The organism is Streptomyces sp. NPDC001393 (genome assembly GCF_053597455.1).
On record NZ_JBSFIH010000016.1, the window covers coordinates 55,923 to 81,071 of the forward strand.

General features: G+C 73.0%; 23 protein-coding genes. 12 read left to right on the forward strand and 11 right to left on the reverse strand.

Annotated features, from left to right (window positions below; all coding sequences use genetic code 11):
* Positions 1–49 precede the first annotated feature (49 nt).
* Positions 50–1,360 (forward strand): MFS transporter, encoded by a 1,311-nt coding sequence (locus tag ACWC2T_RS19325; RefSeq protein ID WP_450671548.1) that lies wholly within the window; start codon positions 50–52, stop codon positions 1,358–1,360.
* A 130-nt stretch (positions 1,361–1,490) separates the two neighbouring features.
* On the opposite strand, the gene ACWC2T_RS19330 is transcribed toward ACWC2T_RS19325, so the two are convergent.
* Positions 1,491–2,084: a flavin reductase family protein gene (locus ACWC2T_RS19330; RefSeq protein WP_450671549.1), complete on the reverse strand. Its 594-nt coding sequence runs from the start codon at positions 2,082–2,084 to the stop codon at positions 1,491–1,493.
* A gap of 124 nt (positions 2,085–2,208) precedes the next feature.
* On the opposite strand from ACWC2T_RS19330, the gene ACWC2T_RS19335 reads away from it, so the two are divergent.
* Positions 2,209–3,099, forward strand: a complete 891-nt coding sequence (locus ACWC2T_RS19335) for a hypothetical protein (protein ID WP_450671550.1) — start codon at positions 2,209–2,211, stop codon at positions 3,097–3,099.
* A gap of 25 nt (positions 3,100–3,124) precedes the next feature.
* Here the strand turns inward: ACWC2T_RS19335 and ACWC2T_RS19340 are convergent, their stop codons facing one another.
* The 3 genes from ACWC2T_RS19340 to ACWC2T_RS19350 form a co-directional block, all read right to left on the reverse strand.
* A complete protein-coding gene (locus tag ACWC2T_RS19340; protein WP_450671551.1) occupies positions 3,125–3,913 on the reverse strand; it encodes an enoyl-CoA hydratase/isomerase family protein in 789 nt (262 codons plus the stop codon).
* Positions 3,904–6,126 carry an acetate--CoA ligase family protein gene (locus tag ACWC2T_RS19345; RefSeq protein WP_450671552.1) on the reverse strand — a complete coding sequence of 741 codons (2,223 nt, stop codon included), beginning with the start codon at positions 6,124–6,126 and terminating at the stop codon, positions 3,904–3,906. Before ACWC2T_RS19345 ends, ACWC2T_RS19340 begins: the two co-directional genes overlap by 10 nt.
* A 96-nt stretch (positions 6,127–6,222) precedes the next feature.
* Positions 6,223–7,419, reverse strand: coding sequence for a flavin-containing monooxygenase (locus ACWC2T_RS19350; RefSeq protein WP_450671553.1), 1,197 nt, complete (start codon positions 7,417–7,419; stop codon positions 6,223–6,225).
* Between the two features lie 247 nt (positions 7,420–7,666).
* Here ACWC2T_RS19350 and ACWC2T_RS19355 point away from each other — a divergent pair, with 247 nt between their 5' ends.
* Genes ACWC2T_RS19355 through ACWC2T_RS19365 form a run of 3 tightly spaced genes read left to right on the forward strand, consistent with a single transcriptional unit; the run spans position 7,667 to position 9,431 of the window.
* Positions 7,667–8,116: a DoxX family membrane protein gene (locus ACWC2T_RS19355; protein ID WP_450671554.1), complete on the forward strand. Its 450-nt coding sequence runs from the start codon at positions 7,667–7,669 to the stop codon at positions 8,114–8,116.
* On the forward strand, positions 8,116–8,511 hold the full coding sequence (locus ACWC2T_RS19360; RefSeq protein WP_450671627.1) for a Zn-ribbon domain-containing OB-fold protein: 396 nt from the start codon (positions 8,116–8,118) through the stop codon (positions 8,509–8,511). The genes ACWC2T_RS19355 and ACWC2T_RS19360 overlap by 1 nt, the downstream gene beginning before the upstream one ends.
* 53 nt (positions 8,512–8,564) lie before the next feature.
* Complete coding sequence (locus tag ACWC2T_RS19365) at positions 8,565–9,431, forward strand: GNAT family N-acetyltransferase (RefSeq protein WP_450671555.1); 867 nt, start codon at positions 8,565–8,567, stop codon at positions 9,429–9,431.
* Between the two features lie 266 nt (positions 9,432–9,697).
* Here the strand turns inward: ACWC2T_RS19365 and ACWC2T_RS19370 are convergent, their stop codons facing one another.
* The gene (locus ACWC2T_RS19370; RefSeq protein WP_450671556.1) at positions 9,698–10,363 is read right to left on the reverse strand and encodes a pyridoxine/pyridoxamine 5'-phosphate oxidase; all 666 of its coding nucleotides are present in this window, start codon (positions 10,361–10,363) and stop codon (positions 9,698–9,700) included.
* 156 nt (positions 10,364–10,519) lie between these two features.
* Here ACWC2T_RS19370 and ACWC2T_RS19375 point away from each other — a divergent pair, with 156 nt between their 5' ends.
* Positions 10,520–11,473 (forward strand): magnesium transporter CorA family protein, encoded by a 954-nt coding sequence (locus ACWC2T_RS19375; protein WP_450671557.1) that lies wholly within the window; start codon positions 10,520–10,522, stop codon positions 11,471–11,473.
* A 10-nt stretch (positions 11,474–11,483) separates the two neighbouring features.
* Here ACWC2T_RS19375 and ACWC2T_RS19380 read toward each other — a convergent pair whose 3' ends face one another.
* The gene (locus tag ACWC2T_RS19380) at positions 11,484–12,653 is read right to left on the reverse strand and encodes a thiolase C-terminal domain-containing protein (protein WP_450671558.1); all 1,170 of its coding nucleotides are present in this window, start codon (positions 12,651–12,653) and stop codon (positions 11,484–11,486) included.
* 75 nt (positions 12,654–12,728) lie between these two features.
* On the opposite strand from ACWC2T_RS19380, the gene ACWC2T_RS19385 reads away from it, so the two are divergent.
* Both ACWC2T_RS19385 and ACWC2T_RS19390 read left to right on the forward strand, forming a co-directional pair.
* Positions 12,729–14,021, forward strand: coding sequence for an acyl-CoA dehydrogenase family protein (locus ACWC2T_RS19385; RefSeq protein ID WP_450671559.1), 1,293 nt, complete (start codon positions 12,729–12,731; stop codon positions 14,019–14,021).
* Positions 14,018–14,494 (forward strand): nitroreductase family deazaflavin-dependent oxidoreductase, encoded by a 477-nt coding sequence (locus ACWC2T_RS19390; RefSeq protein WP_450671560.1) that lies wholly within the window; start codon positions 14,018–14,020, stop codon positions 14,492–14,494. The genes ACWC2T_RS19385 and ACWC2T_RS19390 overlap by 4 nt, the downstream gene beginning before the upstream one ends.
* 83 nt (positions 14,495–14,577) lie before the next feature.
* Here ACWC2T_RS19390 and ACWC2T_RS19395 read toward each other — a convergent pair whose 3' ends face one another.
* Positions 14,578–15,195 (reverse strand): LysE family translocator, encoded by a 618-nt coding sequence (locus ACWC2T_RS19395; protein WP_450671561.1) that lies wholly within the window; start codon positions 15,193–15,195, stop codon positions 14,578–14,580.
* Positions 15,196–15,277: 82 nt separating this feature from the next.
* On the opposite strand from ACWC2T_RS19395, the gene ACWC2T_RS19400 reads away from it, so the two are divergent.
* Positions 15,278–15,730 carry an Lrp/AsnC family transcriptional regulator gene (locus tag ACWC2T_RS19400; protein ID WP_360083516.1) on the forward strand — a complete coding sequence of 151 codons (453 nt, stop codon included), beginning with the start codon at positions 15,278–15,280 and terminating at the stop codon, positions 15,728–15,730.
* A 99-nt stretch (positions 15,731–15,829) separates the two neighbouring features.
* Here the strand turns inward: ACWC2T_RS19400 and ACWC2T_RS19405 are convergent, their stop codons facing one another.
* Positions 15,830–16,477, reverse strand: a complete 648-nt coding sequence (locus tag ACWC2T_RS19405) for a TetR family transcriptional regulator (RefSeq protein ID WP_450671562.1) — start codon at positions 16,475–16,477, stop codon at positions 15,830–15,832.
* Between the two features lie 242 nt (positions 16,478–16,719).
* Here ACWC2T_RS19405 and ACWC2T_RS19410 point away from each other — a divergent pair, with 242 nt between their 5' ends.
* Entirely contained in the window at positions 16,720–17,394 is a 675-nt protein-coding gene (locus ACWC2T_RS19410) for a VOC family protein (RefSeq protein WP_450671628.1), read from the forward strand.
* 180 nt (positions 17,395–17,574) lie between these two features.
* Positions 17,575–19,932 carry a serine/threonine-protein kinase gene (locus ACWC2T_RS19415; protein ID WP_450671563.1) on the forward strand — a complete coding sequence of 786 codons (2,358 nt, stop codon included), beginning with the start codon at positions 17,575–17,577 and terminating at the stop codon, positions 19,930–19,932.
* 109 nt (positions 19,933–20,041) lie between these two features.
* On the opposite strand, the gene ACWC2T_RS19420 is transcribed toward ACWC2T_RS19415, so the two are convergent.
* From ACWC2T_RS19420 to ACWC2T_RS19430, 3 genes are read right to left on the reverse strand one after another with little or no spacing between them, the layout of a single operon-like run.
* Positions 20,042–20,818 (reverse strand): enoyl-CoA hydratase/isomerase family protein, encoded by a 777-nt coding sequence (locus ACWC2T_RS19420; RefSeq protein WP_450671564.1) that lies wholly within the window; start codon positions 20,816–20,818, stop codon positions 20,042–20,044.
* Positions 20,815–21,225: a Zn-ribbon domain-containing OB-fold protein gene (locus ACWC2T_RS19425; RefSeq protein WP_450671565.1), complete on the reverse strand. Its 411-nt coding sequence runs from the start codon at positions 21,223–21,225 to the stop codon at positions 20,815–20,817. The genes ACWC2T_RS19420 and ACWC2T_RS19425 overlap by 4 nt, the downstream gene beginning before the upstream one ends.
* Positions 21,226–21,240: 15 nt before the next feature.
* A complete protein-coding gene (locus ACWC2T_RS19430) occupies positions 21,241–22,395 on the reverse strand; it encodes a lipid-transfer protein (RefSeq protein ID WP_450671566.1) in 1,155 nt (384 codons plus the stop codon).
* 91 nt (positions 22,396–22,486) lie between these two features.
* Here ACWC2T_RS19430 and ACWC2T_RS19435 point away from each other — a divergent pair, with 91 nt between their 5' ends.
* On the forward strand, positions 22,487–24,154 hold the full coding sequence (locus tag ACWC2T_RS19435) for a FadD3 family acyl-CoA ligase (RefSeq protein WP_450671567.1): 1,668 nt from the start codon (positions 22,487–22,489) through the stop codon (positions 24,152–24,154).
* Positions 24,155–25,149 lie beyond the last annotated feature (995 nt).

The following is a 25,149-nucleotide window of genomic DNA, read 5'->3' on the forward strand; positions in this document are numbered from 1 at the left end:
TCCTCCGGGCCACTCGATGCGTGGTAAAGAAAAGCGGACTCTCGATGACGTGACTCAGACAAGCCCAGCCGCAGCCCCCGTCCAGGCCGCCCCGCCCGCCCGGCGCCGCCGTGTGCACCGGGCGTGGTTCGTCGCCGCCGTCACCTTCGTCACGATCATCGGCGCGGCCGCGTTCCGTTCCCTGCCCGGCCTGCTCATCGACCCGCTGCACCAGGAGTTCGGCTGGTCGCGCGGCACGATCGGCGCGGCCGTCTCCATCAACCTCGCGCTCTACGGCCTCACCGCGCCCTTCGCCGCCGCGCTGATGGACCGCTTCGGCATCCGCCGGGTGGTCGCCGTCGCGCTGACCGTGATCGCGGCCGGCTCCGGCCTGACCGTGTGGATGACGGCGGCCTGGCAGCTGTGGCTGTGCTGGGGCCTGCTGGTCGGTCTCGGCTCCGGATCGATGGCCCTCGCCTTCGCGGCGACCGTCACCAACCGCTGGTTCACCGAGCGGCGCGGGCTGGTCAGCGGCATCCTCACCGCCGCGTCCGCCTCCGGCCAGCTGATCTTCCTACCGGTGCTGTCCTGGCTGACCGAACACCACGGCTGGCGCCCGGCCGCCGTGACGGTCGCCCTGGCCGCGCTCGCCGTCGTCCCCTTCGTGTGGATCCTGCTGCGCGACCACCCGGCCGACATCGGCCAGAAGCCGTACGGCGCAAGGGAGTTCGTGCCCAAGCCGGCGCCGGTCACGGGCGCCGCCCGCCGCACCCTGAAGGTACTGTCCACCGCCGTCCGCACGGGCACCTTCTGGCTGCTCGCCGGCACCTTCGCGATCTGCGGCGCCTCCACCAACGGCCTGATCCAGACCCACTTCGTGCCCGCCGAGCACGACCACGGGATGCCGGTCACGACGGCGGCCTCCCTGCTCGCGGTCGTCGGCGTGTTCGACGTGGCCGGCACGATCGCCTCCGGCTGGTTCACCGACCGCTTCGAACCGCGCCGCCTCCTGGCCGTCTACTACGCCCTGCGGGGCCTCTCCCTGCTCTTCCTGCCGATGCTGCTGGGCCCCGCCGCCCACCCCCCGATGCTCTTCTTCATCGTCTTCTACGGCCTGGACTGGGTGGCCACCGTCCCGCCGACCCTCGCCCTGTGCCGGGAGAACTACGGCGAGGACAGCGCCATCGTCTTCGGCTGGGTGCTCGCCTCCCACCAGGTCGGCGCGGCCCTCGTCGCCTACCTCGGCGGCCTCGCCCGCGACGTCTTCGGCTCCTACGACCTCGTCTGGTACGCCTCCGGCACGCTGTGCGCGGCGGCGGCCCTGATGTCCCTGGTGATCCGCCGACCGGCTCCTGCGATTCCGGTGGCCGCCGTGTCCTGAAGCGGCCACCGGAAGGGGGTTCCCGCTCGCCGTCCGCCATCGGGTGGAAACCGCTGCACCGTCCGGGGCCCGAACTGCACGGGCTGACCCGCCGCAGGCTCCGCCCCGCGGGTCGAGCCGCCGGGGAGCCTCAGCGGCCGAGCCGGGCGAACCGCCCCCGGTGGAAGAGCAGTGGGTCGCCCGGTTCCACTGTGCCGAGGGCGGCCACCCGGCCCACGACGATCAGGTGGTCGCCTCCGGTGTGCACGGCGTGGACGGTGCAGTCGATCCAGGCGGCGGCACCGGCCAGGCGCGGGGAGCCGGAGGCGGGTGCCGCGTCGTAGGGCACGCCGGCGAACTTGTCGGCGCCGCTCACCGCGAAGGCCCGGCACAGCTCGTCCTGGCCGGCGCTGAGCACGTTGACGCAGAAGACGCCCGCGCGGGCGATCCGGGGCCAGGTGGCCGACGTACGGCCGACCATGAAGCAGACCAGGGGCGGTTCGAGGGAGAGGGAGGCGAAGGACTGGCAGGCGAAGCCGGCGGGGGCGTGTTCCCCGCCGGCGGGCGGTGCCGTGATCACCGTCACGCCGCTCGCGAAGTTCCCCAGCACCCGCCGGAACTCGCCCGGCTCCACCGGTGCCCGCTCGTCCTCCCGCACACACCGCAACTCCGGCCGCGGCAACGGCTCCACGGGCCTGCGCCCCAGATACCGGACGGCGGCGGCCGCCGCCCCTGCGTGTCCCATCACGCCATCCATTGAAGCTGACGGTGCGTCAGATGGGAAGCCTGGCGGCGGGCCCCGTACGGGTCGTCCGTAGGCTGCGGCCATGGGGTGGGGAAGGAAACGGGAAAGACCTGGTGACGGCGGTGTGTCCGGGGCGTCCGGCGATCTGAACGCGGCCGTGGCACTGGGCGCGGCGCAGCTGCCGGCCGTGGCGGTGCTGGTGTGGATGATCCAGAGCTTCAGCCGCGACGACTACGGCGCTGGTGCCGGCGGGGCGCCGGCCCTGCTCGGCCTGCTCTGCGTGCTCTTCCTCGCACCGCTGGTCCTGCCGTTCCTCGGCCTGGTGCAGGCGTTGGCCCTCACCCTGCCGTCCCTGTGGCTCGCCCGCGCGCTGCCCGGCCCCGAACGGCTCCGCCACCTGCTGGCGCCGCTGGGCCCGGCCGCCTTCTGGGGGCTGCTCGCGGCCCTGCTCCGGCACTGGCCGCTCACGACGACCGTCCCGGTCCTCACCGCCGTCGGCCTGCTGCCCACGCTCGGCGTGCCCTATGTGCGCCGGGGCGCCTGGCGGGGGTGGGGCCTGTGGTGGCAGGCCGCGCTCGCCTCGGGCGCCCTGTTCGCGCTGGCGCTCGGCGGGGGGATCGCGGCCTGTGCGACCGGTCTGATCCCGCAGTACGAGCCACCCCGGCTGACCCGCGCCCAGTTCGTCGGGGTCTGGCGGGACGGCGACGGCGCCGAACTGCGCCTCGGCGCCGACGGGCGGGCCGAGGCCCACAAGCTCCCCACCACCGCATCCGCCGAGCGCGCCTCGGGGGACCCGGACAAGGACTACGCGGTCTGCGCGGGCTCCGGCACGTGGAAGCCCGACCCCGGCACGGACGGCACCGGACGCGACGGCATCCTGCTGCACCTCGGAGGCGACTGCGGCGAGGACACCCACTGGTCCGTCAGCGGCACCGAGGACGCCCCCCGGCTGTTCGTCCTCTTCGGCGACCCCGACGGGGGTGCCCTGCGCATCCTGGACCGCATCGGGAACTGACCCGCACCGCACCGGGGACCAGCTCTCACCGCCCCCGGAACTCCGCCTCCCGGCGCTCCACGAACGCCCGCAGGCCGTCCTGGGCGTCCTCGGTCGTCATGTTGATCTCCTGGGCCCAGGCCTCCGCCGCGAAGGCGGTGGCCCGGTCCGACTCCAGGGAGCTGTTCACCAGGTGCTTGGTCAGGGCCAGGGCGCGGGTGGGGCCGGAAGCCAGGCGGGTCGCCCACTCCCGGGCCGCCTTCGGCAGGTCGGCGTCCGGTACGACCCTGTTGACCAGGCCCAGGCGTTCCGCGTCCGGCGCCGGCACCGCGTCGCCGAAGAACAGCAGCTCCTTGGCCCGCTGCGGACCCAGCAGGCGGGGCAGCAGGTATGCGCCCCCGGCGTCCGGCACCAGCCCCCGCCGTACGAACACCTCGATGAAGCGGGCCGACTCGGCGGCCAGGACCAGATCGCAGGCGAACGCCAGGTGCGCGCCGAGGCCCGCCGCAGTCCCGTTCACAGCGGCGATCACCGGCTTCTCGCAGTCCAGGACGGCCGCGATCAGGCGCTGGGCGCCGAGCCGGAGGACGCGGGCCACATCCCCCGGGACCCGGTCGCCGACGGCACCGCCCCGCAGGTCCGCGCCCGCGCAGAAGCCCCGCCCCGTGCCGGTCAGGACCACCGCCCGGACGTCCGGATCGGCCGAGGCCTCCCCGAGCACGTCGATCAGCCGGTCCCGCAGCTCTGGCGTCAAGGCGTTGAGGGCGTCGGGGCGGTTCAACGTCACGTACGACACCTGGCCACCGCGCTCGGTCTCCAGCTCGCTCACCGGCACACCACCAGCGCGTCCAGCGCCACCGCGCCCTGCCCGCGGGGCAGCACCATGAGGGGGTTGATGTCCAGCTCGGAGACCGACTCGCCCAGTTCCAGCGCCATGCGCTGGACCCGCAGGATCACCTCCACCAGCGCGTCGAGGTCGGCCGGCGGGCGACCCCGGACGCCGTCCAGCAGCGCCCGGCCGCGCAGTTCGGCGAGCATGGCGCGGGCCTGGTCCTCGCCGAACGGGGGGACACGGACCGCCGCGTCGTGCAGGACCTCCACCAGGACCCCGCCGAGGCCCACCGTCACCGTCGGACCGAACAGGTCGTCGTGGCTCGTCCCCACGACCATCTCCACGCCCTGCTCGACCATCTGGCACACCAGGATCCCGTCCAGCGGGACACCCTCGTAGCGGGCGATGTCGGTCAGCTCGCGGTAGGCGTCCCTGACCTGGCTGGCCGAGGTCAGACCGATCTTCACCAGGCCGAGTTCGGTCTTGTGGGCGATCCGGGCGCCCGAGGCCTTCATCACCACCGGGTAGCCGACCTGGGCCGCCGCCCGGACGGCCGCCGCCGCGCTGGTCACCAGCTGCTCGCGCGGCACCCGGATGCCGTAGGCGCGCAGCAGCTGCTTGGCCGCGTGCTCGCTCAGCTGCTCGCCCGGACGCATCAGCGCCTCCGCCTTGCGGTACGACGGTGAGGGGGTGCGCGGGGCCTCGTCGAAGGGGGAGCGGTAGTCGCTCACGAAGCGGTGGTGGTCCAGCCAGGCGCGCACGGCCCTGAGACAGTTGCCCAGGGTGCGGAAGGTGGCCACGCGCGAGGAGCCGAGCAGGACCTCGCGGTAGGCCGCCTCCGTGCCCACCGGCGAACCCCACACCACGCACACCAGCTTGTCCGTCTCCTCCGCCGCCGCGACCAGGTCCGCCACCAGCTTGTCGCTCAGCGGCGGGAACGGGCCGGTGACCGGGCAGATCAGGACGCCGACCGACGGGTCGGCGAGGATCGCGTCGATGATCTTCCGGCCGCGTGCGTCGCCCACCGGATGCCCGCCGTTGTCCACCGGGTTGGCCACACTCAGGTACTCCGGTATCCACTGGTGCAGCTCGGCCTGCTTGGACTCCGGCAGGCGGGGCAGGTGGAGCCCGGCCGCCGTGGCGAGGTCGGCCGCGTGCGCGCCGGTGCCGCCGGAGATCGAGTACACCGCGACCCCCTCCGCCAGTGGGGCCCGCGCCCGTGCCAACAGGGCGGCGGTGTCCTGGAGTTCGTCGAGACCGTCGACCCGTACGACCCCGAACTGGCGCATCGCCGCGTCCACCACGTCGTCCGCGCCCGTGAGCTTGCCGGTGTGCGAGGCCGCCGTACGGGCGCCGGTCTCGGTGCGGCCCACCTTCACCGCGACCACCGGCACCCCGCGGCGGGCGGCGCGGTCGGCGGCCAGCAGGAAGGCGCGGCCGTCCTTGAGGCCCTCCACGTAACAGGCGACGGCGCCGACCTCGGGCTGCTCGGCGAACCAGGAGAGGAAGTCGGCGGTCTCCAGGTCGGCCTCGTTGCCGGTGGGCGCCCAGTGGGAGAGCCGGATGCCCAGCTCCTGCAGGGCGAAGACGGGGCGGCCCTGGTGCCCGGACTGGGTGATCAGCGCGATCGCCGGGCCGGTCAGGTCGTCCCGGAAGTGCTCGAAGGCGTTGAGGTTGGTGTTGGGGCCGAGCAGCCGCAGGCCCGAGCGCCGTACGGCGTCCGCGAGCCGTTCCTGGGCCGCGGCGCCGGCCTCCCCGGTCTCGGCGAAGCCGGAGGCGAAGGCGACCGCGAACCTCACCTTGGCGTCGGCCAGTTCCTCGACCACCGGCAGCGGGTCGGCCACCAGCAGCACGGCCAGGTCGACCTGCCCGGGGGGCAGTTCGGCGACGGAGGCGGCGCAGGGGATGCCGAAGACCGAGGGGCGGGTCGGATGCACCGGATACACCTGCGCCCCCACCCGCTCGGCCCAGGCCAGCAGCTGCCGGGTGATCCCGGTGTTGGGGCGTCCCTCCGCGTCCGAGGCGCCGATCACGGCGACCGACTCGGGCCGGAAGAAGCGGGTCAGGTCGGGGACGTCCGCGTACAGCGGCCGCCCGCTGACGTCCAGGTCGTCGACCCGGTCGTGGACGACGGGTCCGGGCCGCTGCTCGCCGCACGCGATGACCCGGGCCCGGCGGGAGTCGGTGGTGAGGGTGCCGTGGGTTGATCCAAGCATCGGTCCGCCCGCTCCTGTGAGACAGCACAAGTAAACTGACGCCCTGTCAGATTACTGAACTGACGCTGTGTCAGGAACCGGTCGGACCTCGCGAAGTTACCGACCGGTGCGGAGATGCCGCGCCGCCGCCTTCGCGATCTTCCCGGCGTCGAGCGCCATCTCCCGGAACATCCCGCTGATCGGGTTGGTGTACCCGGTGAAGTACAGGCCGGGTGCCTGCGCGGGCGTACGGCCGCCGTGCACCACCGGCCTGCCGCGCCCGTCCAGCACCCCGAGATGCCCGACCAGCCCCTCCAGTGCCCGCGTGTACCCGGTCGCCGCGATCACCGCGTCCGGCTCGATCCGGGTGCCGTCGGCGAGGACGACCTTTCCGGGGTTCCCGCCCTCGAAGGACTCGACGGCGGCCACGATCTCCACCTTCCCCTTGCGCACGGCGTCGATCAGGCCGACGTCCTGCACCGGTACGGCGCCCTGCAGGACCCTGCTGTACATCCCCGTGTCCGGGCGCGGCAGCCCGTGGGCCGACAGGTCCGGCACGCCGAGCCGGGCCGCCGACCTGGCGAGCCGGTCCACCAGCCGTACCGGCAGTCGCCGTACCAGCACGCCGGAGTACTGCGCGGGCCAGCCGAGCGTCGTACGGCGCACGATGTGCGGGACGGTGCGCACCGCCAGCCGCACCCGCGCCGCCCCGCCCTCCACCAGGTCCACGGCGATCTCCGCGCCGGTGTTGCCGACGCCGACGACCAGCACGTCCCGGCCGGCGTACGGCTTCGCGTTGCGGTACTCGGAGGCGTGCAGGAACTCCCCGCCGTACTCGCTGAGTCCGGGCCAGTCGGGGATGCGCGGGGTGTGGTTGTAGCCGGTGGCGACGACCACCGCGCTGCCGGTCAGTTCGCGCCCGCCGGAGGCGTGCAGCAGCCAGCCGGTGCCGTCCGCGGCCCGCTCGACGCGGAAGACCTCCACGCCGGTGACGATCTCCAGCGCGTGGTGCTCGGCGTACTTCTCCAGGTAGCGCACCACGTTGTCGCGGGACACCCAGCGCCCGAACCTCCGGGGGATCTTCAGGCCCGGCAGCGCGGACAGCCGCCGGGTGGTGTGCAGATGCAGCCGGTCGTAGTGGCCGCGCCAGGAGGCCCCCACCCGGTCGGTCTTCTCCAGCACCACGGCCCGTATGCCCCGTGCCCGCAGCGCGTACGCGGCGGCCAGGCCGCCCGGACCGGCGCCGATGACGTACACCGGGCGGTCGGCGGGCGTGGCGGAGAGCGGCACGGAAGCGGAACGGGAGGCGGTCATGCTCGGAGCGTAATCACGCACCCGGTTGATGGGTCTCGGTCAAGACCGGAATTGGTTGCGGATTGATCACGGGTGTAGGAGGAGTGGGTGGGGCCGATGACGTAGGACACCTGGTTGTGGTGGTACGGCGATGGTCCTGGTGGGGAGAGGTGGTCGACCTCGTCACCGAGGCCGGCTGTGCACTCAGCCTGGTGGTGTCGTTCTTGGCGCTGGGCTTTGCCCTGCATCTGACGTACCGTCAGATGTCATGGACTCCATATGGCTGGACGGTGCTCAGTGGCTGGCGGTGCTGCGGATCGGGCTCGGGCTGTGGTGGCTGGAGAGCTGGCGGCACAAGGACAAGAAGGCCTGGTTCGAGCGGGGCAGCGGCATCGCGTGGGCGGCGGAGATCGCGGAGAAGCATCGCTGGGCGCCGGTGCGGGCCGGCTTCGAGACGGTCGTCACGCCGCGTCCGAAGCTCATGGCGTACGTCGTCGCCTACGCCGAACTCGCCCTCGGCCTCGGCCTGGTCCTCGGCTTCCTGACCCCGGTCGCGCTGCTGGGCGGACTGCTGCTGAACGCGATCTACTTCGTCCTGATGATCCACGACTGGGCGGAACAGGGCCAGAACTCGATGATGGCGCTGATCTCGCTCGTCGGGTTCTTCGCGATGGCCTGGCAGAGCTGGTCGATCGACGCGTGGCTGGGATGGTTCTGATGGGCGCGGCCCGCTACGACCTCCCCGAGCCCGACGCCTTCACACGGCCCTACTGGGAGGCGGCGGAGCGGGGCCGGCTGCTGATCCGCCGCTGCCGCGCCTGCGGCCGGGCCCACCACTACCCGCGCGAGTTCTGCCCGCACTGCTGGAGCGAGGACGTCACCTGGGAGCAGGCGAGCGGCCGGGCCGTGCTCTACACCTGGTCCACCGTCCACCGCAACGACCTGCCGCCCTTCAGCGAACGCACGCCGTACGTGGCCGCGGTGGTCGATCTGGCGGAGGGCCCGCGGATGATGACGCAGGTGGTGGAGTGCGCGGGAGCGGAGCTGCGGGCCGGGCTGCCGCTGCGCGTGACGTTCGCGGAAGGGCGGCCAGTGTTCCGTCCGGAAGGCTGAGCTGTCGGAGAAAACCGGTGTTCCGCACGGCCGTTGGCGCCGATCATGGCCGTATGCGCCCTGACGACTGGCATCTCACCGAAGACCTGGACGAGTTCCTCGCCCTCGCCGGCGACTTCCTGCGCTCCCGGCCCGCCCTGCACACGGTCCCGCTGACGGTGACGGACGCGCTGCGCCGCCGCGGGCCGCACTTCTACAGCGCCGACGCACCGCTCTTCGGCGTCCTGGACGACGGCACGGTCCGCGCGACCCTGATCCACACGCCGCCGTTCCCCCTCCATGCCACCCGGCTCACCGCACAGGAGGCCGACGCCCTGGCCGCCCGGCTCGCCGGCCTGGGGCGCCCGGCGCCCGGGATCTCCGGCCCGCGGGAGACGGCGGAGGTCTTCGCGGCGGCCTGGCAGCGGCGCACCGGTACGCCGGCCACGCTGGACATGCGCCAACGGCTCTACCGGCTGGGCGAGTTGACCGTGCCGGAGCCGAGGCCGCAGGGCCGCGCGCGGGTCGCGGGGCCCGAGGACCGCGCGTTGCTGGTCCGCTGGAAGGCCGAGTTCGACACGGACACCGGCCACGGCGCCGGCACGGACTCCGCCGCGTGGGCCGACGCGCGCATCGCCGAGGGCGGCGCAACCCTCTGGGAGGAGGCCGACGGCACCCCGGTCTCCCTGGTGGGGGCCACCCCGGAGATCGCCGGCCAGATCCGCATCGCCCCCGTCTACACCCCGCCCGGCCTGCGCGGGCGCGGATACGCGGGCGCGGCCACGGCGGAGGTGAGCCGGGCCGCGCGCGAGTCCGGGGCCGCGGAGATCCTCCTCTTCACCGACCTCGCCAACCCCACGAGCAACGGGCTGTACCAGCGCATCGGCTACCGCCCGGTCGCGGACTTCGCGACGTGGACGTTCGAGGACTCCCTGACGTGACGGGCGGCTAGGTCCTGTCGTCAAATTCCCGCCGTCCGCCCGGAGGGCGGGCCCTGCGCCCGCCGCGGAGCGGCTCATGTATGCCGTAGGTGCGTGCTCTGGGGGTCCCCCCGGCCGAAGGCTGGGGGAGTGCCGGGGCCTGGCCCTCGTACTGGTTGTACTTGGGCCCGGGCCTGGTGCGGCGAGTGGGGGCACCTCCCACGCCCTTGAGGCAGTGGGGGAGCGTGCATGGCGTCGCGGGGCAGGCGGGAATTTGACGACAGGGCCTAGGGCCACAGCAGGACCCTGTCCCAGCCGAACTCCGTGCTGCGGTACTCCAACCGGACGTGCTGCCGGTCCGGGTCCCCCTGGAAGAACTCCACCGTCTCCGGGTGAACCCGGTACAGGGTCCAGGTGGGAGACGGCTCGGTCGGGTTCTCGCGGGCCCGCTCCCACGCGGCCCGGGACGCCCGCCGCAGCTCGTCCAGCGAGGACAGCTCCTCGCTCTGCCGCCCGGTGAGCGCCGCGGCCAGCGCCCCCGTCGAGCGGGCGTGCAGGTCGGCCTGGCTCTCTGGGGACGGCGCCGCGGTCACCGGGCCGCGCACCCGGACCTGGCGGCCCAGCACCGGCCAGTAGAAGGCCAGGGCGGCACAGGGGTGCGCGCTCAGGGCCCGGCCCTTGCGGCTCGTGGCGTGCGTGCCGAAGGACCAGCCGTCCGCGTCGGCGCCGTGCAGCATCACGATCCGTACGTCCGGCCTGCCCTCCTCGTCCACCGTGGCCAGCGACATCGTGTGCGGCTCCGGCTGCCCTGCCGCCACGGCCTCCGCCAGCCAGCTCGTGAACAGCGGCAGCGGGGTCGGCGGGGCGGTGTCCGGGGCGAAGGGGCGCAGGTCCGTGACGTCCGGGTCCCATACCCGAAGCGACCTCAGGGTCGCGTGGAGATCCGTTTCCATGTGCCGAGTATCGCCACCGGCGCCGTCATCCGTTCGGCAGCCGTCCCGCGACGCACACGAGTGCCTCCGCGTGCGGGAACGCCGGGAGCCGGGGAGGCTCTGAGCCACGGGCTTCGGGAATGACGGTGAGGGGCGATGATCGTTACGGTGGTGTCGATGCCGGAAGGGACCGTCACCCGTACGGATGTCCGCGGGGCGCGTGAGCGGCTGGCCGCCGACTCCTTCCTGCTCGTCGACATCGAGCTGCCCGAGGAAGCGCCGGAGCCGGGCACGCCGATCGCCGGTCAGCTCGGCCTGGACGGCGAGGAACTGGACTGGTTCGGCAGCAAGGACGAGCCCGCGCGGGCGGAGTTCCTGGGCGACCGGGCCGCTTTCGTGGTGCCGGTGGTGCACGGGGAGGAGATCGTCCACCTCCATGTGGTGGTGACCGAACGGTTCCTGGTCGCGGTGCACCGGGGCCAGGCCGGGCTGGCGAAGAGCATCGCCGCGGCGTTGCGGCACGAGCGGCCCGACGACACCGTGGCCGTGCTCTTCCTCCTGCTCCAGGAGGCTCTGGACACCTTCCGCCGGGCGGCCGTGCGGGCACTGCTGCAGACCGAGGAACTCGAGGACGACATGTTCGAGAACCGGCGTACCGAGCACGTCTACCGGCTGGCGCAGCTGCGGCGGCGCTCCGCACTCCTGCACCACGCCCTGCTGCCCTACCTCCAGGCGACCGACGAGATCCTCACCCGCCGGATGATGAGCCCCGCCTTCCCCGAGGACCGGCAACGGCGTGCCCAGGGGTTCCAGAACGCCGGAAGGCTGGTGCTCGCCGACATCGAGTCCCTCCAGGACGCCACCCGCCGGGCCTTCGCCAGTTACTCCTCGCTCGTCGCGGGCGAGCAGAACGGCGTGATCAACCGGCTGGCCATCGTGTCGGTGATCTTCCTGCCGCTGTCGTTCCTGACCGGGTTCTTCGGCATGAACTTCACGTTCCTGACGAACCGGCTGGAGACCAAGGACGAGTTCTGGGTGCTCGCCGTGGGGCTGCAGGTCCTCGCCCTGATCGGGTCCTTCTACCTCCTGCACCGCACCCGCATCTGGCGCACCCTGCGGGACAAGAACTGACGAGGGCCCCTCACCGGCCCAGCACCACCGTCCCCGACGAGCAGAACCAGCCGCCCGTCCCGGACGCCACTCCCAGCCTCGGCAGCTGTCCGTCCCGCGCGCGCACCTGCCGTTCCCCGGCCTCCCCGCGCAGTTGCCGCACCGCCTCCACCAGCAGGAACAGCCCCCGCATACCGGGGTGCTGGGCCGACAGGCCGCCCCCGTCCGTGTTCACCGGCAGGTCCCCGCCCCGCACCAGCAGCCGCCCCTTCTCCACGAACGCCCCGCCCTCGCCCTTCCCGCAGAAGCCCAGGTCCTCCAGGGTCACCAGGGTCATGTAGGTGAAGGCGTCGTAGATCTGCGCGAAGTCCATCTCCCGCGGCCCCACCCCGGCCCGCCCGAAGGCCAGCCGCCCGCTCACCGCCGCCGGTGACACCGTGAAGTCCGGCCACTCGGACATCGCCGCGTGCGAGACGTGTTCCCCGGTGCCGAGGATCCAGACGGGCGCCGTACGGCAGTCCCGTACGTACTCCTCGGCCGCCAGCAGGACCGCCGCGCCGCCGTCCGAGCGCAGACAGCAGTGCAGCTTGGTGAAGGGGTCGGCGATCACCGGGCCGGCCAGGACGTCGTCGACCGTGATCGGGTCGCGGAACATCGCCTCCGGGTTCAGCGCCGCGTTGGCCCGGGCCTGGACCGCGACCTCGGCCAACTGCTCGACGGTCGTGCCGTGTTCGATCATGTGGCGGCGGGCGGCCATCGCGTACTTGGCGATCAGGGTGTGGCCGTAGGGGACCTCGAACTGCAGCGGGCCGCGGGCGCCGAAGGACACCTCGCCCGTCCTGCGGCCCGCCCTGATGTCCGCGCGGGCCGTCGACCCGTAGACGAGGAGGACGGCGTTCGCGTGGCCCGCCGCTATCGCGTCCGCCGCGTGCGCGGCCATGACCTCCCAGGTCGAGCCGCCGACCGAGGTGGAGTCCGCCCAGGTGGGGCGCAGGCCGAGATACTCGGCCACCTCGACGGGGGCCAGGGTGCCGAGCCCGGCGGAGGCGAAACCGTCGACCACAAAGCGGTCCAGGCCCGCGTCGGCCAGGGCCCGGCGGGCCGCCTGGGCGTGCAGGGCGTAGGCCGTCGCGTCGTCCACGCGCCCGCAGTCGGACAGGGCCACACCGACCACGGCGACCTTCCGGCTCCCACGGCTCATACGAGGGCTCCTCCCCCTGTGCATCTCGCTACGGCACTCCTAATATGACGGACCGTCAGATAGAGAGGGAAGAGCATGGACACGCGCCTGACCCCCGAGCAGGACGGGATCCGCCGCACCCTGCGCGAGCTGCTGCACAAGCGGTGCGGCTCGTCCGAGCTGCGGTCCGCCGTCGACAGTCCGCCCGGACACGACCCCCTCCTGTGGTCCGCCCTCGCCGACCAGCTCGGCCTGCCGGGGCTCGCCCTGCCCGAGCGGTACGGCGGCGTCGGCTGCTCGGTCACCGAACTGGCCCTCGCCTGCGAGGAGACCGGCCGGGCGCTGGCCCCCTCGCCGCTGCTCGCCACCTCCGTCCTCACCGCCCCGCTGATCCTCGCCCTCGGCACCGAGGCCCAGCGCACCGAGCTGCTGCCCCGCCTGGCCGCCGGCACCCTCACCGCCACGCTCGCGGTCCCCGGCCCGGCCCTCACCACGGCCCTCGCTCTGACCTGCCCGAACGAGGGGTTCTCCGCCGGGGGCGGGCGGGCCGGAGGGGTCCAGGCCCGGCGCAGTGACAACGACTGGCGGCTCTACGGGCAGGTCGACCAGGTGTTGGACGGGCACAGCGCGGGGCTGCTGCTCGTCGCCGCGCACACCGGGGGCTTCGCGCGGTCGCGGACCCTGCTGTTCCTGGTGGCGGGGGAGGCGCCCGGTGTCGTACGGGCCCGGCAGGCCGCGCTCGACGCCACGCGGGCGCAGGGGCGCGTCCAACTGCGCGATGTGCGAGCCGAGTTGCTCGGGGAGGAGGACGTGGACGTACTGCCCGCCCTCGCCGCCGTGGGTGACCAGGCCGCCGCCGTGCTCGCCTGTGAGGCCGTCGGGGCGGCGGAACGGGTGCTGGAGCGGACCGTGGAGTACGTCGGGCAGCGCGAGCAGTTCGGGCGGCCGGTGGGGTCCTTCCAGGCGGTGAAGCACCGGCTTGCCGACGTGTATGTGGGGGTGCAGGCGGCTCGGTCCGCCGCGTACTGCTCCGCGTGGGCGGCCGCCGCCCCGGCTTCGCCTTCGGTGGGGGTTTCGTTCCCACCCGCACCACCCGTACAACTGTCGTCGTCGGGTGCGGGTGGCCCCGGTGGGGTGTCCTCGCCGTCGGCGGCTGACGGTTTGTGCTCCGGCGGGCTTGCGCTCGCTCAGGCGCTGGAGGCCATGCGGGGGGCCGCCGCCGAGGGGATCCAGTTGCACGGCGGGATCGGGTTCACCTGGGAGCACGATGCCCAGCTGTACTTCAAGCGGGCCGCCGGGGACGAGCTGCTGTTCGGGCCCGTGCACCGGCTGCGGGACCGGGCCGCCGAGGCCGCCGGTCTCTTCGCGGAAGGGGCGGTGACGGTGTGATCGGCGTCCGGATGGTGCAGAGGGTGTCCTCGACGCGCGGGTTCGCGAAGATCGCGCCCCATGTGATCCCGGCACTCGACCGGGCGGTCCACCGGCTCACCGGGGGGCGGTACCTGCTCAGCACCCAGATGCTGCCCGGTCTGATCCTCACCTCCACCGGCGCGCGCACCGGCGTGCCCCGCCGCACTCCGCTGGCCTGCATGCCGGAGGGCGACGGCAAGGGCTGGCTGCTGGTCGGCTCCAACTTCGGGCGGCCCGGGCACCCCGCCTGGAGCCATAATCTGCTGGCCCATCCGGAGGCTTCGATCAGCTGGAAGGGCCGGGACATCCCTGTCACCGCCCGGCTGCTCACCGGGCAGGAGCGGGCGGAGGCCTGGACGGCACTCCTGGAGTTCTGGCCACCGTACGCCACCTATCAGGCCCGGGTGACGAGGGAGATCCGCCTGTTCCGGATCACTGAAGCGCCCCGATAGGGGCGCGGGGCCGTATCCATATGCGGCTCCGCCGCGTGGGCGCGAGCAACCACGACGCACCCGCACCCGAAAGACGGCCGAACCTACAACGTGGCCAGCCGCTCCGCCAGGAGCACCGCGCCGATTCCCAGCATCGCCGCCCCCGACGTCCGCGTCACCGCACGGGCCGCCGCCGGCCGTGCGGCGAGCAGGACCCGGGCGAGGACGCCGACCGTGAGGTAGACCGCCGCGCAGCAGGCCATGTGGAGCAGGCCGAGGGCCGCCGTCTGGGCGGGGACGGGCAGGTGGGTGCCGCGCAGGGTGAGGAACTGGGGGAGGACGGAGAGGTAGAGCAGCAGACCCTTGGGGTTGAGGCCGCTGATCGTGGCGCCGCGGAGGAAGAGGCGCCCGTCGGTGGAGACCTCCTCCGTGGCGCCGGGCACCGCCGGCCGGCGCAGCACGCTCCAGCCGAGCCACAGCAGGTAGCCCGCGCCCGCCACCGTCAGGGCCGTCAGCAGCCTCGGCGAGCCCGCCACCAGGACCGCGAGGCCCGCCGTCGCCAGGGCCGTGTGCAGGGCGTAGCCGCAGACCAGGCCGGCCACCGCGCGCGGCACCGAGCCGCGGCGCAGCGCGGTCGCGATCACGTACGCCCAGTCGGCGCCCGGCACGCACACCAGCAGCAGGTCCACGGCGAGGAAGGAGAAGAGCAGTCCCGAGTCCATGGTGGGGACATTAGGCGTGAATGGCCCGAAAGTGTTCCCGAAGTTTGCCCGTGCAGGGCGGTTCTGGGGGAAGATTTGCCTCATGGACGACGTGGACCGGAAAATCCTTGCCGAGCTGCAGCAGGACGGGCGGCTGACCGTGACCGAGCTGGCCGCCCGGGTGCGCCTCAGCGTCTCCCCCTGCCACCGCCGGCTGCGGGAGCTGGAGCGCTCCGGTGCCATCCAGGGCTACCGGGCGGTGGTGGACGCGGCGGCGCTCGGGCTGAACTTCGAGGCGCTGGTCTTCGTGTCGATGCGGCAGGAGGACCGGGACACGGTCGCCGGGTTCGAGCGGGCGGTCGGCGAGCTGGAGCACGTGCTCGACGCCCAGCGGCTCTTCGGCGAGCCCGACTATCTGCTCCGGGTGGCGACCGCCGACCTCGCGGCCTTCCAGCGGCTGTACGACGAGCGGCTGGCGACCCTGCCGGGAGTGCAGCGGCTGACGTCGACGCTGGTGATGAAGCATGTGGTGCGGGACCGGCCGCTGCCCGCATAGCAGTGCAGGCGGTGGCTCTCACCGCGCGTGGACGCGAGTGAACCACCGCCTGCCAGACAGGACTTGGGGTGCGGGCAAAAGGGGTGCCGGGGCCGCGGGTTACCTGGTCGGCTTCTTTCCGGTCACGCCCAGGTGCACCAAAAGGGCCAGGTTCGGCTTCAGTTCGGCCTGTTTCACACCCCAGGACTGGAAACCCTTCTGGTGGGCCGCCACCGCCGCGAGCATCGCGACCAGCGAACCGGCCACCGCCGCGGGGTTCACGTCCTTGTCGACCCTGCCCTTGGCCTGCAGCTCGGTGATGGACTCCGCGAGGGAGTTGTTCACCGAGTTCAGGATCTTCATGCGGATCTTGTAGAACCGTTTGTCCCCCTCGGCCGCGCCGAGGTCGACGACCCGCAGGATCGCGTCGTTCCTGCGCCAGAACTCCAGGAACCCGTCCACGAGTTCCTGCGCCGTCTGCCATCCCGACTTTCCGGCCCAGGACCGCCCCTGGAGCAGTTCGGTCAATCCCGCGCCCTCGGCCGCCATTTGCTCGGCGATCTCCAGGACGGCGCCTTCGACGTCGGGGAAGTACTGGTAGAAGGTCGCGGGTGAAGTTCCCGCCTTCCGGGCGACATCGATGACCTTGACGTCCCGGTAGGGGGAGGAGCTGAGCATCTCGCTGAGGCAGTCGAGCAGCTTCTGCCGGGTCGCCTGCCCACGCCGGCCGGCCACGCGGCCGTCGACGGTACGCACTTGTCCTGTCATGCCGTCAGCTTACCGAGGGGTGATCGGAGCGCGATTCGGCCGACTGCAAATGGGGTGCACGGGTGCTCTGAGAGTGGTGTGCCTGGTCTGCGCGGTGCGTGCGGCGCGGTTACTTTGACGGCATGGCCGAAAACAGGGCATCCGGGCACGAAGGGGCGGAAGAGCCGGAAGAGGCGGAAGAGGTGATAGAGGCAGAGGTGGTCGAGGCTGAAGAGGGCTATGGGGAGGGTGTGCCCTGCTGGGTGGACGCCCAGCTCGCCGACGTCGAGGCGGGCAAGCGGTTCTACGGTGCGCTCTTCGGGTGGACCTTCGAGGCCGCGTACGGCTCCTCGGTGTGGGCCCGGCTGGCCGGGGAGCCCGTCGCCTCGCTGGCGCCCAAGATCGACGGCCGTATGCCCACCGTCTGGACCGTGTCCTTCGCCACCCCGGACGCCGCGGCCCTCGGCCGACGGATCACCGCGGCCGGCGGGCAGGTGGTCATGGCCCCGTTCCCGGTGGGCGACCTCGGCGTCGCCGCCCTCGCCGCCGACCCCGAGGGCGCGGTGTTCGGGCTGTGGCAGCCGGGCAGGCTCCGCGGCTTCGGCCGGCGGCACCAGCCCGGCACCTTCGTCTGGGCCCAGCTGTACACCCGGGACATCGCCACCGCCAACGCCTTCTACGGCGGCCTCTTCCACGACGCCCTGTTCGGTGCGGGCGCCCGGCCCGACTTCGGCCGGGCCGACGTCACCGACGTCTTCCCGGCCGAGTATCCCCCGCACTTCCTCACCCACTTCCGCGTCACCGGCCTGGACGACGCCCTGGAGGCCGTACAGCGGCTCGGCGGCCGGGTGCAGGCGCCACCCTTCGAGACGTCGTACGGACGAGTGGCCGTCGTCACCGACAATCAGGGGGCGTCGTTCGCACTGTTGCAGCGCTGATCCGTCCGCTTTGTCATGATTAGTACCGGGACACCCCGAATATCACCGGGTTCGCAACCAGCCGCCCGGCCAGGAAGAATCTGGGGTGCGTGCCGCCATGGCGGTGCGGTGGTGAGACGCTGCACTTCGGTCGCGTACATATGGTGGGTGACGCGGCTCGTACGGGGAGGTGGCAGGCAAGTGGTGGATCAGCTGACGCAGCACGATCCGCGGCGGATCGGGCCGTTCGAGGTGCTGGGCCGGCTGGGCGCCGGCGGCATGGGGCTGGTCTATCTCGCGCGCTCGGCGTCCGGCCGGCGCGTGGCGATCAAGACGGTGCGCACCGAGCTGGCCGAGGACCAGCTCTTCCGGGTCCGCTTCACCCGTGAGGTGGAGGCGGCCCGCGCGGTCTCCGGCTTCTACACGGCGGCCGTCGTCGACGCCGACCCGCGCGCCGCCGTGCCGTGGCTCGCGACCGCCTACGTCCCGGCGCCCTCGCTCGAGGAGATAGTGAACGACTGCGGGCCGCTCCCGGCCCAGGCCGTGCGCTGGCTCGCCGCAGGAGTGGCGGAGGCCCTGCAGTCCATCCACGGCGCGGGGCTGGTCCACCGCGACCTGAAGCCGTCCAACGTGCTCGTGGTCGAGGACGGCCCCCGCGTGATCGACTTCGGCATCGCCTCGGGTGTCTCCAACACCCGCCTGACCATGACGAACGTCGCCGTCGGCACCCCCGCCTACATGTCCCCCGAGCAGGCCAAGGACTCCCGCAGCGTCACCGGCGCCAGCGACGTCTTCTCGCTCGGCTCCATGCTGGTCTTCGCCGCCACCGGCCACCCGCCCTTCCACGGCGCCAACCCGGTCGAGACCGTCTTCATGCTGCTGCGCGAGGGCCCGGACCTCACCGGGCTGCCCGACGAGCTGCGCCCGCTCATCGAGGTCTGCATGCAGATGGAGGCCTCCGCCCGGCCCACCCCGGCCGACCTCCAGGCCCAGCTGGCGCCCCATCTCTTCGGCTCCGGCTCCGACGACAGCGGCACCGCCTCCGCCTGGCTGCCCGAGAAGGCGGTCGCCCTCATCGAGGCCCGCCGCGGCGGCCGCCCCGCCGCCAAGCCCGTCCCTGCCCCGGCCGGCGGCCCGAGAAGCGGCGGCCGCGCGGCCGTACCCCCGCCGCCCCCGTACGACCCACCGGCTCCGGCCCCCGTCCCCGTCGGCGCCCCCTCCGCCGCGCCCGACAGCGGCCCGGTGCGGCTGGCCGGCGCGGCGGTGCCCATCGGGCCCGGCCCGCGTGTCGCCGACGCCCGCGCCGCCGCCGTCAAGGCGCCCCCGCCGGAGGCCGGCCTGGTCGCCAGCTGGTCCCGCCCGCGCCCCGGCGTCACCGGCCCCGACCCGAACGTGCCGCCCGTACCGCCCCAGCCCCCGGAGACGGCGAGCGGCTGGCGGCCCTGGCGGTTCCGCATGTCCAACGAGGTCTGGGGCACCCCCGCCGTCGACGGCGACCTGGTCTACGTCACCTCCTTCGAGGTGCACGCCCTGGACGTGGCCACCGGCCGGCGCCGCTTCAAGACCCGGGACGTCGCCTGGTCGATGGCGGTGGCCGACGGCCGTATCCACGCCTCCGACGGACCGACCCTGTTCGCCCTGGACGCCCGCGAGGGCACCGACCTGTGGCGGCTGTCCACGGACGCCTGGGTGTACTCCCTGAAGGCCGACCACGGCACGGTCGTCACCGGCACCCGCGGCGGCGGCGTGCAGGCCTGGGAGGCCGCGCACGGGCAGAAGCTGTGGGAGATCGCCGGCTGCCAGACCGACTTCGAGTCCCCGGAGGCGGGTCCCCTCGTCCACGACGGCACGGTCTACGTCTGGCAGGACGCCCGGCTGCGCGCCCTGGAGGCCCGCACCGGCGAGGAGCGCTGGTCGTACCCGGTCGGCGACGCGGCCTCCTGCGGCGGCGTGCCGGTCCGGCTGACCCCCGCCCCCGACGGCTATGTGTACGTCGCCGCCGGCACCCGCGTCCTCGCCATCGAGGCGGCGAGCGGCATGGTCCGCTGGCACTTCGAGGCGCCCGCGGTCTTCCTCGGCCCGCCCGCCTTCGCGCCGGGCCCGGCGGTGACGGGCGGCGGCATCTACCTGGCGGACTACCTGGGCACCGTCTACGCCCTCGACGCCACCGACGGCCGCGACCGCTGGCGCATCGCCACGGAGGCGCGTTCCTCCGTCGAACCGGTGCTGGTCGCCGCCGGCCACGTGCACGTGGGCAGCGGCAAGGGCCTGTACACCCTGGACGCGGTCACCGGCACGCCCAAGTGGCGCTTCCAGGCGGGCGGCGACGTGGTGGGCGCTCCCGCGGTGGCCGAGGGCCGCATCCACTTCGGCTCCACGGACCACCTGCTCTACACCCTGAAGGCCGACGACGGCCGCCTGCGCTGGAAGCTGGCGACCGGCGGCGAGATCACCGGCTCCCCGGTGGTCAAGGACGGTGTGGTGTACGCGTGCAGCAAGGACCGGTGCGTGTACGCGCTGGACGCGGAGAAGGGCACGGGCACGGCCCGCACCGCCTGAGCGGGGAGGCGTGACGGCCGTCGTACCGGTGTGTCACGGAAGGGCTCCAGACGGCGGCCGTCCCAGGGCTGACGCTACCCCGGGTGCGCGTTCCCCGCCATACGGTCACTCACCGTGTTCGTGGCTCGCTGCGGTCCCTGTTCCCGAACAGCTCCGCCTGCCGTCCGGCCGGCAGATTGCCGAGGGCGATGAGGGCCGGGGCCTGCGCGAACGCGCGGGCCAGGGCCGCCTCCCTGGCCGCCCACAACGCCCGTACCGTGCCCTGGACGGCTGTCGCCGGATACCCGGCGACGACGGCGGCACAGCGCACGGCGCCCGCCAACGCCCCACCCTGCTGCGTGACTTCCGACACGAGCCCGATCTCATGGGCCCGCCGGGCGGAGATGCGTTCGGCGTTTCCCATGAGCGCCATCCGGGCCACCTCCCCGTACGGCATCCGCGCGGCCATCAGCATCGACTCGTACGCGCTGACCATGCCGTACGTCGTATGCGGATCGAAGAAGACGGCCGTCGGGTCGGCGACGACGAACTCGCACTCGCCCAGCAGGTAGAAGGCACCCCCGCAGGCCATCCCGCGCACGGCCGCGACCACCGGCTTCCACAGGTCATTGGCCTTCGGCCCGACGGTCAGCAGCGGATCGTCCTGCATGTACGGCGAGGAAGGCTGCGGCACCTCCACATCCCGGTCGATCCCGGTACAGAACGCCCGCTCCCCGCCCCCGGTGAGCACCACGGCCCGCACCGAGTCGTCGAACCGCAACGCCCGCCAGACGGCGGCCAGTTCGTGAGCCATGTCCAGGTCGATGGCGTTGAGCCGTTCCGGCCGGTCCAGGGTGACGACGGCGACCCCGCTGTCCTTGTCGGCGTCGACCCGTACGGTGCTCACGCGAGCACCCACTGCGGCAGCCCGCCGTCACCGAAGACGACCTGCACCCGCGCGCCCACCCTGAGCCGTGTCGGATCAAGGGAGTTGAGGGGTGCGCCGGCGCGGGCGACCAGGTTTCCCACCAGCCGGATCCGCGGGGCGTCCTCCAGCTCCACCACGACGACGTTGTACGGCGCCTGTTCCGCGTACTCGGGCAGCAGCGGCGGATGCGGCACGACGTACGACCACACGCGCCCGCGCCCGCTGGTGAGCCGCCACTCGCTCGTGAAGGACTGGCAGTGCGGGCAGCAGGGCCGGGGCGGGAAGCGGAGTTCGTGGCAGTCGCCGCAGGCCTGGACGCGCAGTTCACCGCGGGCCGCGTACTCCCAGAAGGGCGCGCCGTCGGTGTCGGTGACGGGAGTCAGCATGATCAGCTCCTTCGGTCAGCTCCTGAGCAGAAGGGCGGAGGTGGGCACGCCCTCGCCGGCCGTGACCAGGCAGGTGGCGGCACCGGGGACCTGGGCGGTACTGGTCCCGCGCAACTGCTTCACCCCTTCGTTGATGAGGTTGAAGCCGTGCACATAGGCCTCGCTGAGCCCGCCGCCGCCGGTGTTGAGGGGCAGCCGGCCCCCGATCTCCAGGGCCCCGTGTTCCGTGAACGCCCCGCCCTCGCCTCTCCCGCAGAAGCCGTAGCCCTCAAGGGAGAGCGGTATGAGGACGCTGAAGGCGTCGTAGATCTGCGCCACGTCGACATCCTCCGGGGTGAAGTCGGCGTGCTTCCACAGGTGCCGGGCGGCGGTCCAGGCGGGGCCGGTGAGGGGGTCGTCGTTCCAGTAGTTGACCATGCCGTGGTGCTGGGCGGGCAGCCCCTGGGCGGCGGAGTGGACGTACACCGGCCGCTGGGCACAGTCCCGGGCGCGCTCGCTGGACACGAGGACACAGGCGAGGGCGCCGTCCGTCTCCAGGCAGTTGTCGAAGAGGCAGAGCGGCTCGCTGATCCAGCGCGAGGTCATGTACATCTCGCGGGTCAGCGGACGTTCGTACATCACGGCGGCCGGATTCTGGTTGGCCCGGTTCCGGCAGGCGAGGGCGACGTTGAAGAGATGGTCGCGGGTGGCGCCGTACTCGTGCATGTACCGCCGGGCCAGCATGGCGATCTCGTCGGCGGGCCTCAGAAGCCCGAAGGGCCGGGTCCACTGGGCCGGGGTGGGGAGCTGGACGCGGGTGTTGGTCCAGGGCCGCGGCCCGGACCCCCGCTTCCGCGACCGCCAGGCGACGCCGACGGTGGCCTGTCCGGAGGCGATGGCGGCGGCGAGATGGCCGACGGTGGCACAGGACCCACCCCCGCCGTACCCCACCTTGCTGAAGAAGGTCAGATCCCCGAACCCCACGGCCTTCGCGAGCTCGACCTCGTCGGTCTCCTCCATGGTGTAGGATGCGAGTGCGTCGACCTCGCCGGGCGCGATTCCCGCGTCGTCGAGCGCGGCGAGCACGGCCCGGCAGGCGAGCGTCTTCTCGTCCTCCGGAAGACGCTTGGCGAACGGGGTCTGCCCGATCCCGACGATGGCGGTGGCGTCCTTGAGCCCGTTTGCTGCCATGCCGTCCTCCCCCTGCTCCTGACGTCCTGACAGTCCGTCAGATTACAGCTAATCTGACGGCCAGTCAGCTATGCGGCACAGGGGGCCTGTGATGAGCGACTGGGGCGACGGAGGCGACGGAGGCGACGGAGGCGACGGAGGCGACGGAGGCGACGGAGTCCGGGGCCACTGGGGCACCATCCCCGATCTGGTCCGGTGGTCGGCCGAGCGGTACGCGGACACGGAGGCGGTGGTCGAGGGCCGTACCAGGATCACGTACGCCGAACTGGGCGCCCGGGTGGAACGGGCGGCGGCGGCCTGCCTGGCGAGTGGGGTGCGGGTCGGCGACCGGGTGGCGGTCTGGGCCCCCAACTCCCTGGACTGGGTCACGGCCGCACTGGGCGCGGTCACGGCGGGCGCGGTCCTCGTCCCCCTCAACACCCGCTTCAAGGGCACGGAGGCGGCGGACGTACTGCGCCGCAGCGGGGTTCGCCTGCTCTTCGTGACGGGCACCTTCCTGGGCGCGTCGTACGTGGCGAGCCTGCGCCGGGCGGCGGGGGAGGGGGTGACGGACGGCCGGGCGCCGCTGCCCGGACTGCCTGACTTGGAGGAGGTGGTGGTCCTGTCGGAGGACGCGCCGCCGGACTTCCGTACGTGGAAGGACTTCCTGGCGGGAGGGGAGGGGGTGGCCGCGACCGAAGTGGAGGCGCGGGGGATGGAGTTGGACGGCTCGTCGCTGTCGGACATCATCTACACGTCGGGTACGACGGGCCGCCCGAAGGGCGCGGTGATCACGCACGCCCAGACCCTCCGGGCGTACGAGATCTGGGCGGACCTGGCGGGGCTGCGGGCGGGCGACCGCTACCTGATCATCAACCCCTTCTTCCACACCTTCGGCTACAAGGCCGGGGTGATCGCCTGTCTGATGCGCGGGGCGACGATGATCCCGCAGCCGGTGTTCAACGTGGAGACGGCGCTGGCGAACATAGCGGCGGAACGGATCTCGGTCCTCCCCGGCCCACCCACCCTCCACCAGTCCCTCCTGGACCACCCGACGCGGGACGCCCACGACCTCTCCGCCCTGCGCCTGGTGGTGACGGGAGCGGCGGTCGTGCCGTTGCGGCTGGTGGAACGCCTGCGCGGCGAACTGGGCGTGGACACGGTCCTCACGGCGTACGGCCTCTCGGAGGCGAGCGGCATCGTCACGATGTGCCGCCGCGGCGACGCCCCGTCGGTCATCGCCTCCACGTCCGGCCGGGCGATCCCGGGGACGGAGGTGAGGGTGGTGGATGCGATGGGCGCGCCGGTGCGGCCCGGCGAGGCGGGCGAGATCCTGGTCCGGGGCTTCAACGTCATGCGCGGCTACTACGACGACCCGGCGGCGACGGCCGAGGCGATCTCTCCCGACGGCTGGCTGAGGACGGGCGACGTGGGCGTCCTGGACGGGGCGGGCAACCTGCGCATCACGGACCGCATCAAGGACATGTTCATCGTCGGCGGCTTCAACGCCTACCCGGCGGAGATAGAGCAACTGCTGGGCACGCATCCGGATGTGCGTGAGGTGGCGGTGATCGGCGTCCCCGACCCCCGCCTGGGCGAGGTCGCCAAGGCGTACGTGGTCCGCCGCCCCGGCTCGCCCCTGACCTCCGACGACCTGATCGCCTGGTCCCGCCGCGAGATGGCGAACTACAAGGTGCCGAGGTCGGTGGAGTTCGTGGGGGAACTGCCGAGAAACGCGAGCGGCAAGGTGGTGAAGGGGGTTTTGCGGAGGAGGGGGTGAGGGGGAGGGGGGCGCTGGACTCATGCGGCGTTGAGAAGTTGCCGTTGGGCCGCCCGCTTCTTGGCCAGTGTCGTGCTTCCGCGAGGCGAGTCAAGGGCGCTCCCGTTCCGCTGCGCTCCACTCCCGCGTCGGCTCCGCCGATGGCCCTCCGGGCCACCCTTGACACGCCTCGCTCCAGCACGGGGAAGAAGCGAGCGGGCAGCCGGGGAAAGTGGCCGGCTTGCCGGGGCCGGGCCCTTCCGTCGGCTGCGTTCGTGTCGTCGGCTGAGGGGGCGCGGTCGCGTCTCGCCTGCACGCCGGGCCGGCTAAGCGGCTTTCGGCCGGTGGGTGGGGCGCGGTCGCGGGGTGGGGGCTCGGCGGGTGGGGTCGGCGGCTTGCGGCAGGTGGGGGTGGGCGCGCCAGCGGAGTGGCGGCACGCCCGGCCAGCTCGGCGGATTGCGGTGAGCGGGGGGACGCGCCAGGAGGCGGCGGCACACCCGGTCGGCTTGGCGGCCTGCGGAAGGTGGGGGTGGGCGCCAGGGGTGGTCGGGATGCCAGGTGGGGGTTGGCTGCGATCGGCCCTGGGTGGGGGCCGGGCGGGCGCATGCCGAGCCGGGCGCTTCGGGAGGGGACTTGAGTGGCTGGTGTGACCCCAAGGGCGTCCCCTCTGTCACACCAGCCCCAGAGGCCACGGCAAGTCGAGCAATTGGCAGGCTTGGGCCAGCCTGGGAGTCGGCCCGGGAGAGCTGACCCGCCGTCCGTTGAGGACGAGAGCGCCCAAAGATGCCACTCCCCACCTTCGGGGCCCTCAGATGCCGGGATCCCGCGCCGCCAGGCCGACCTCCGCGGACTGCGATCCCCCCGCCCACTTGCCGGAAGTCGCCGAGCTGACCGGGCGTGCCGCCACTCCGCTGGCGCGCCCCCGCCCACCGGCCGGATGCCGCCAACCCAACCCGGCGTGCCCCCCAACCCCGCTCGCGCACCCTCACCCACCGACCGGAAGCCGCCGACCTCAC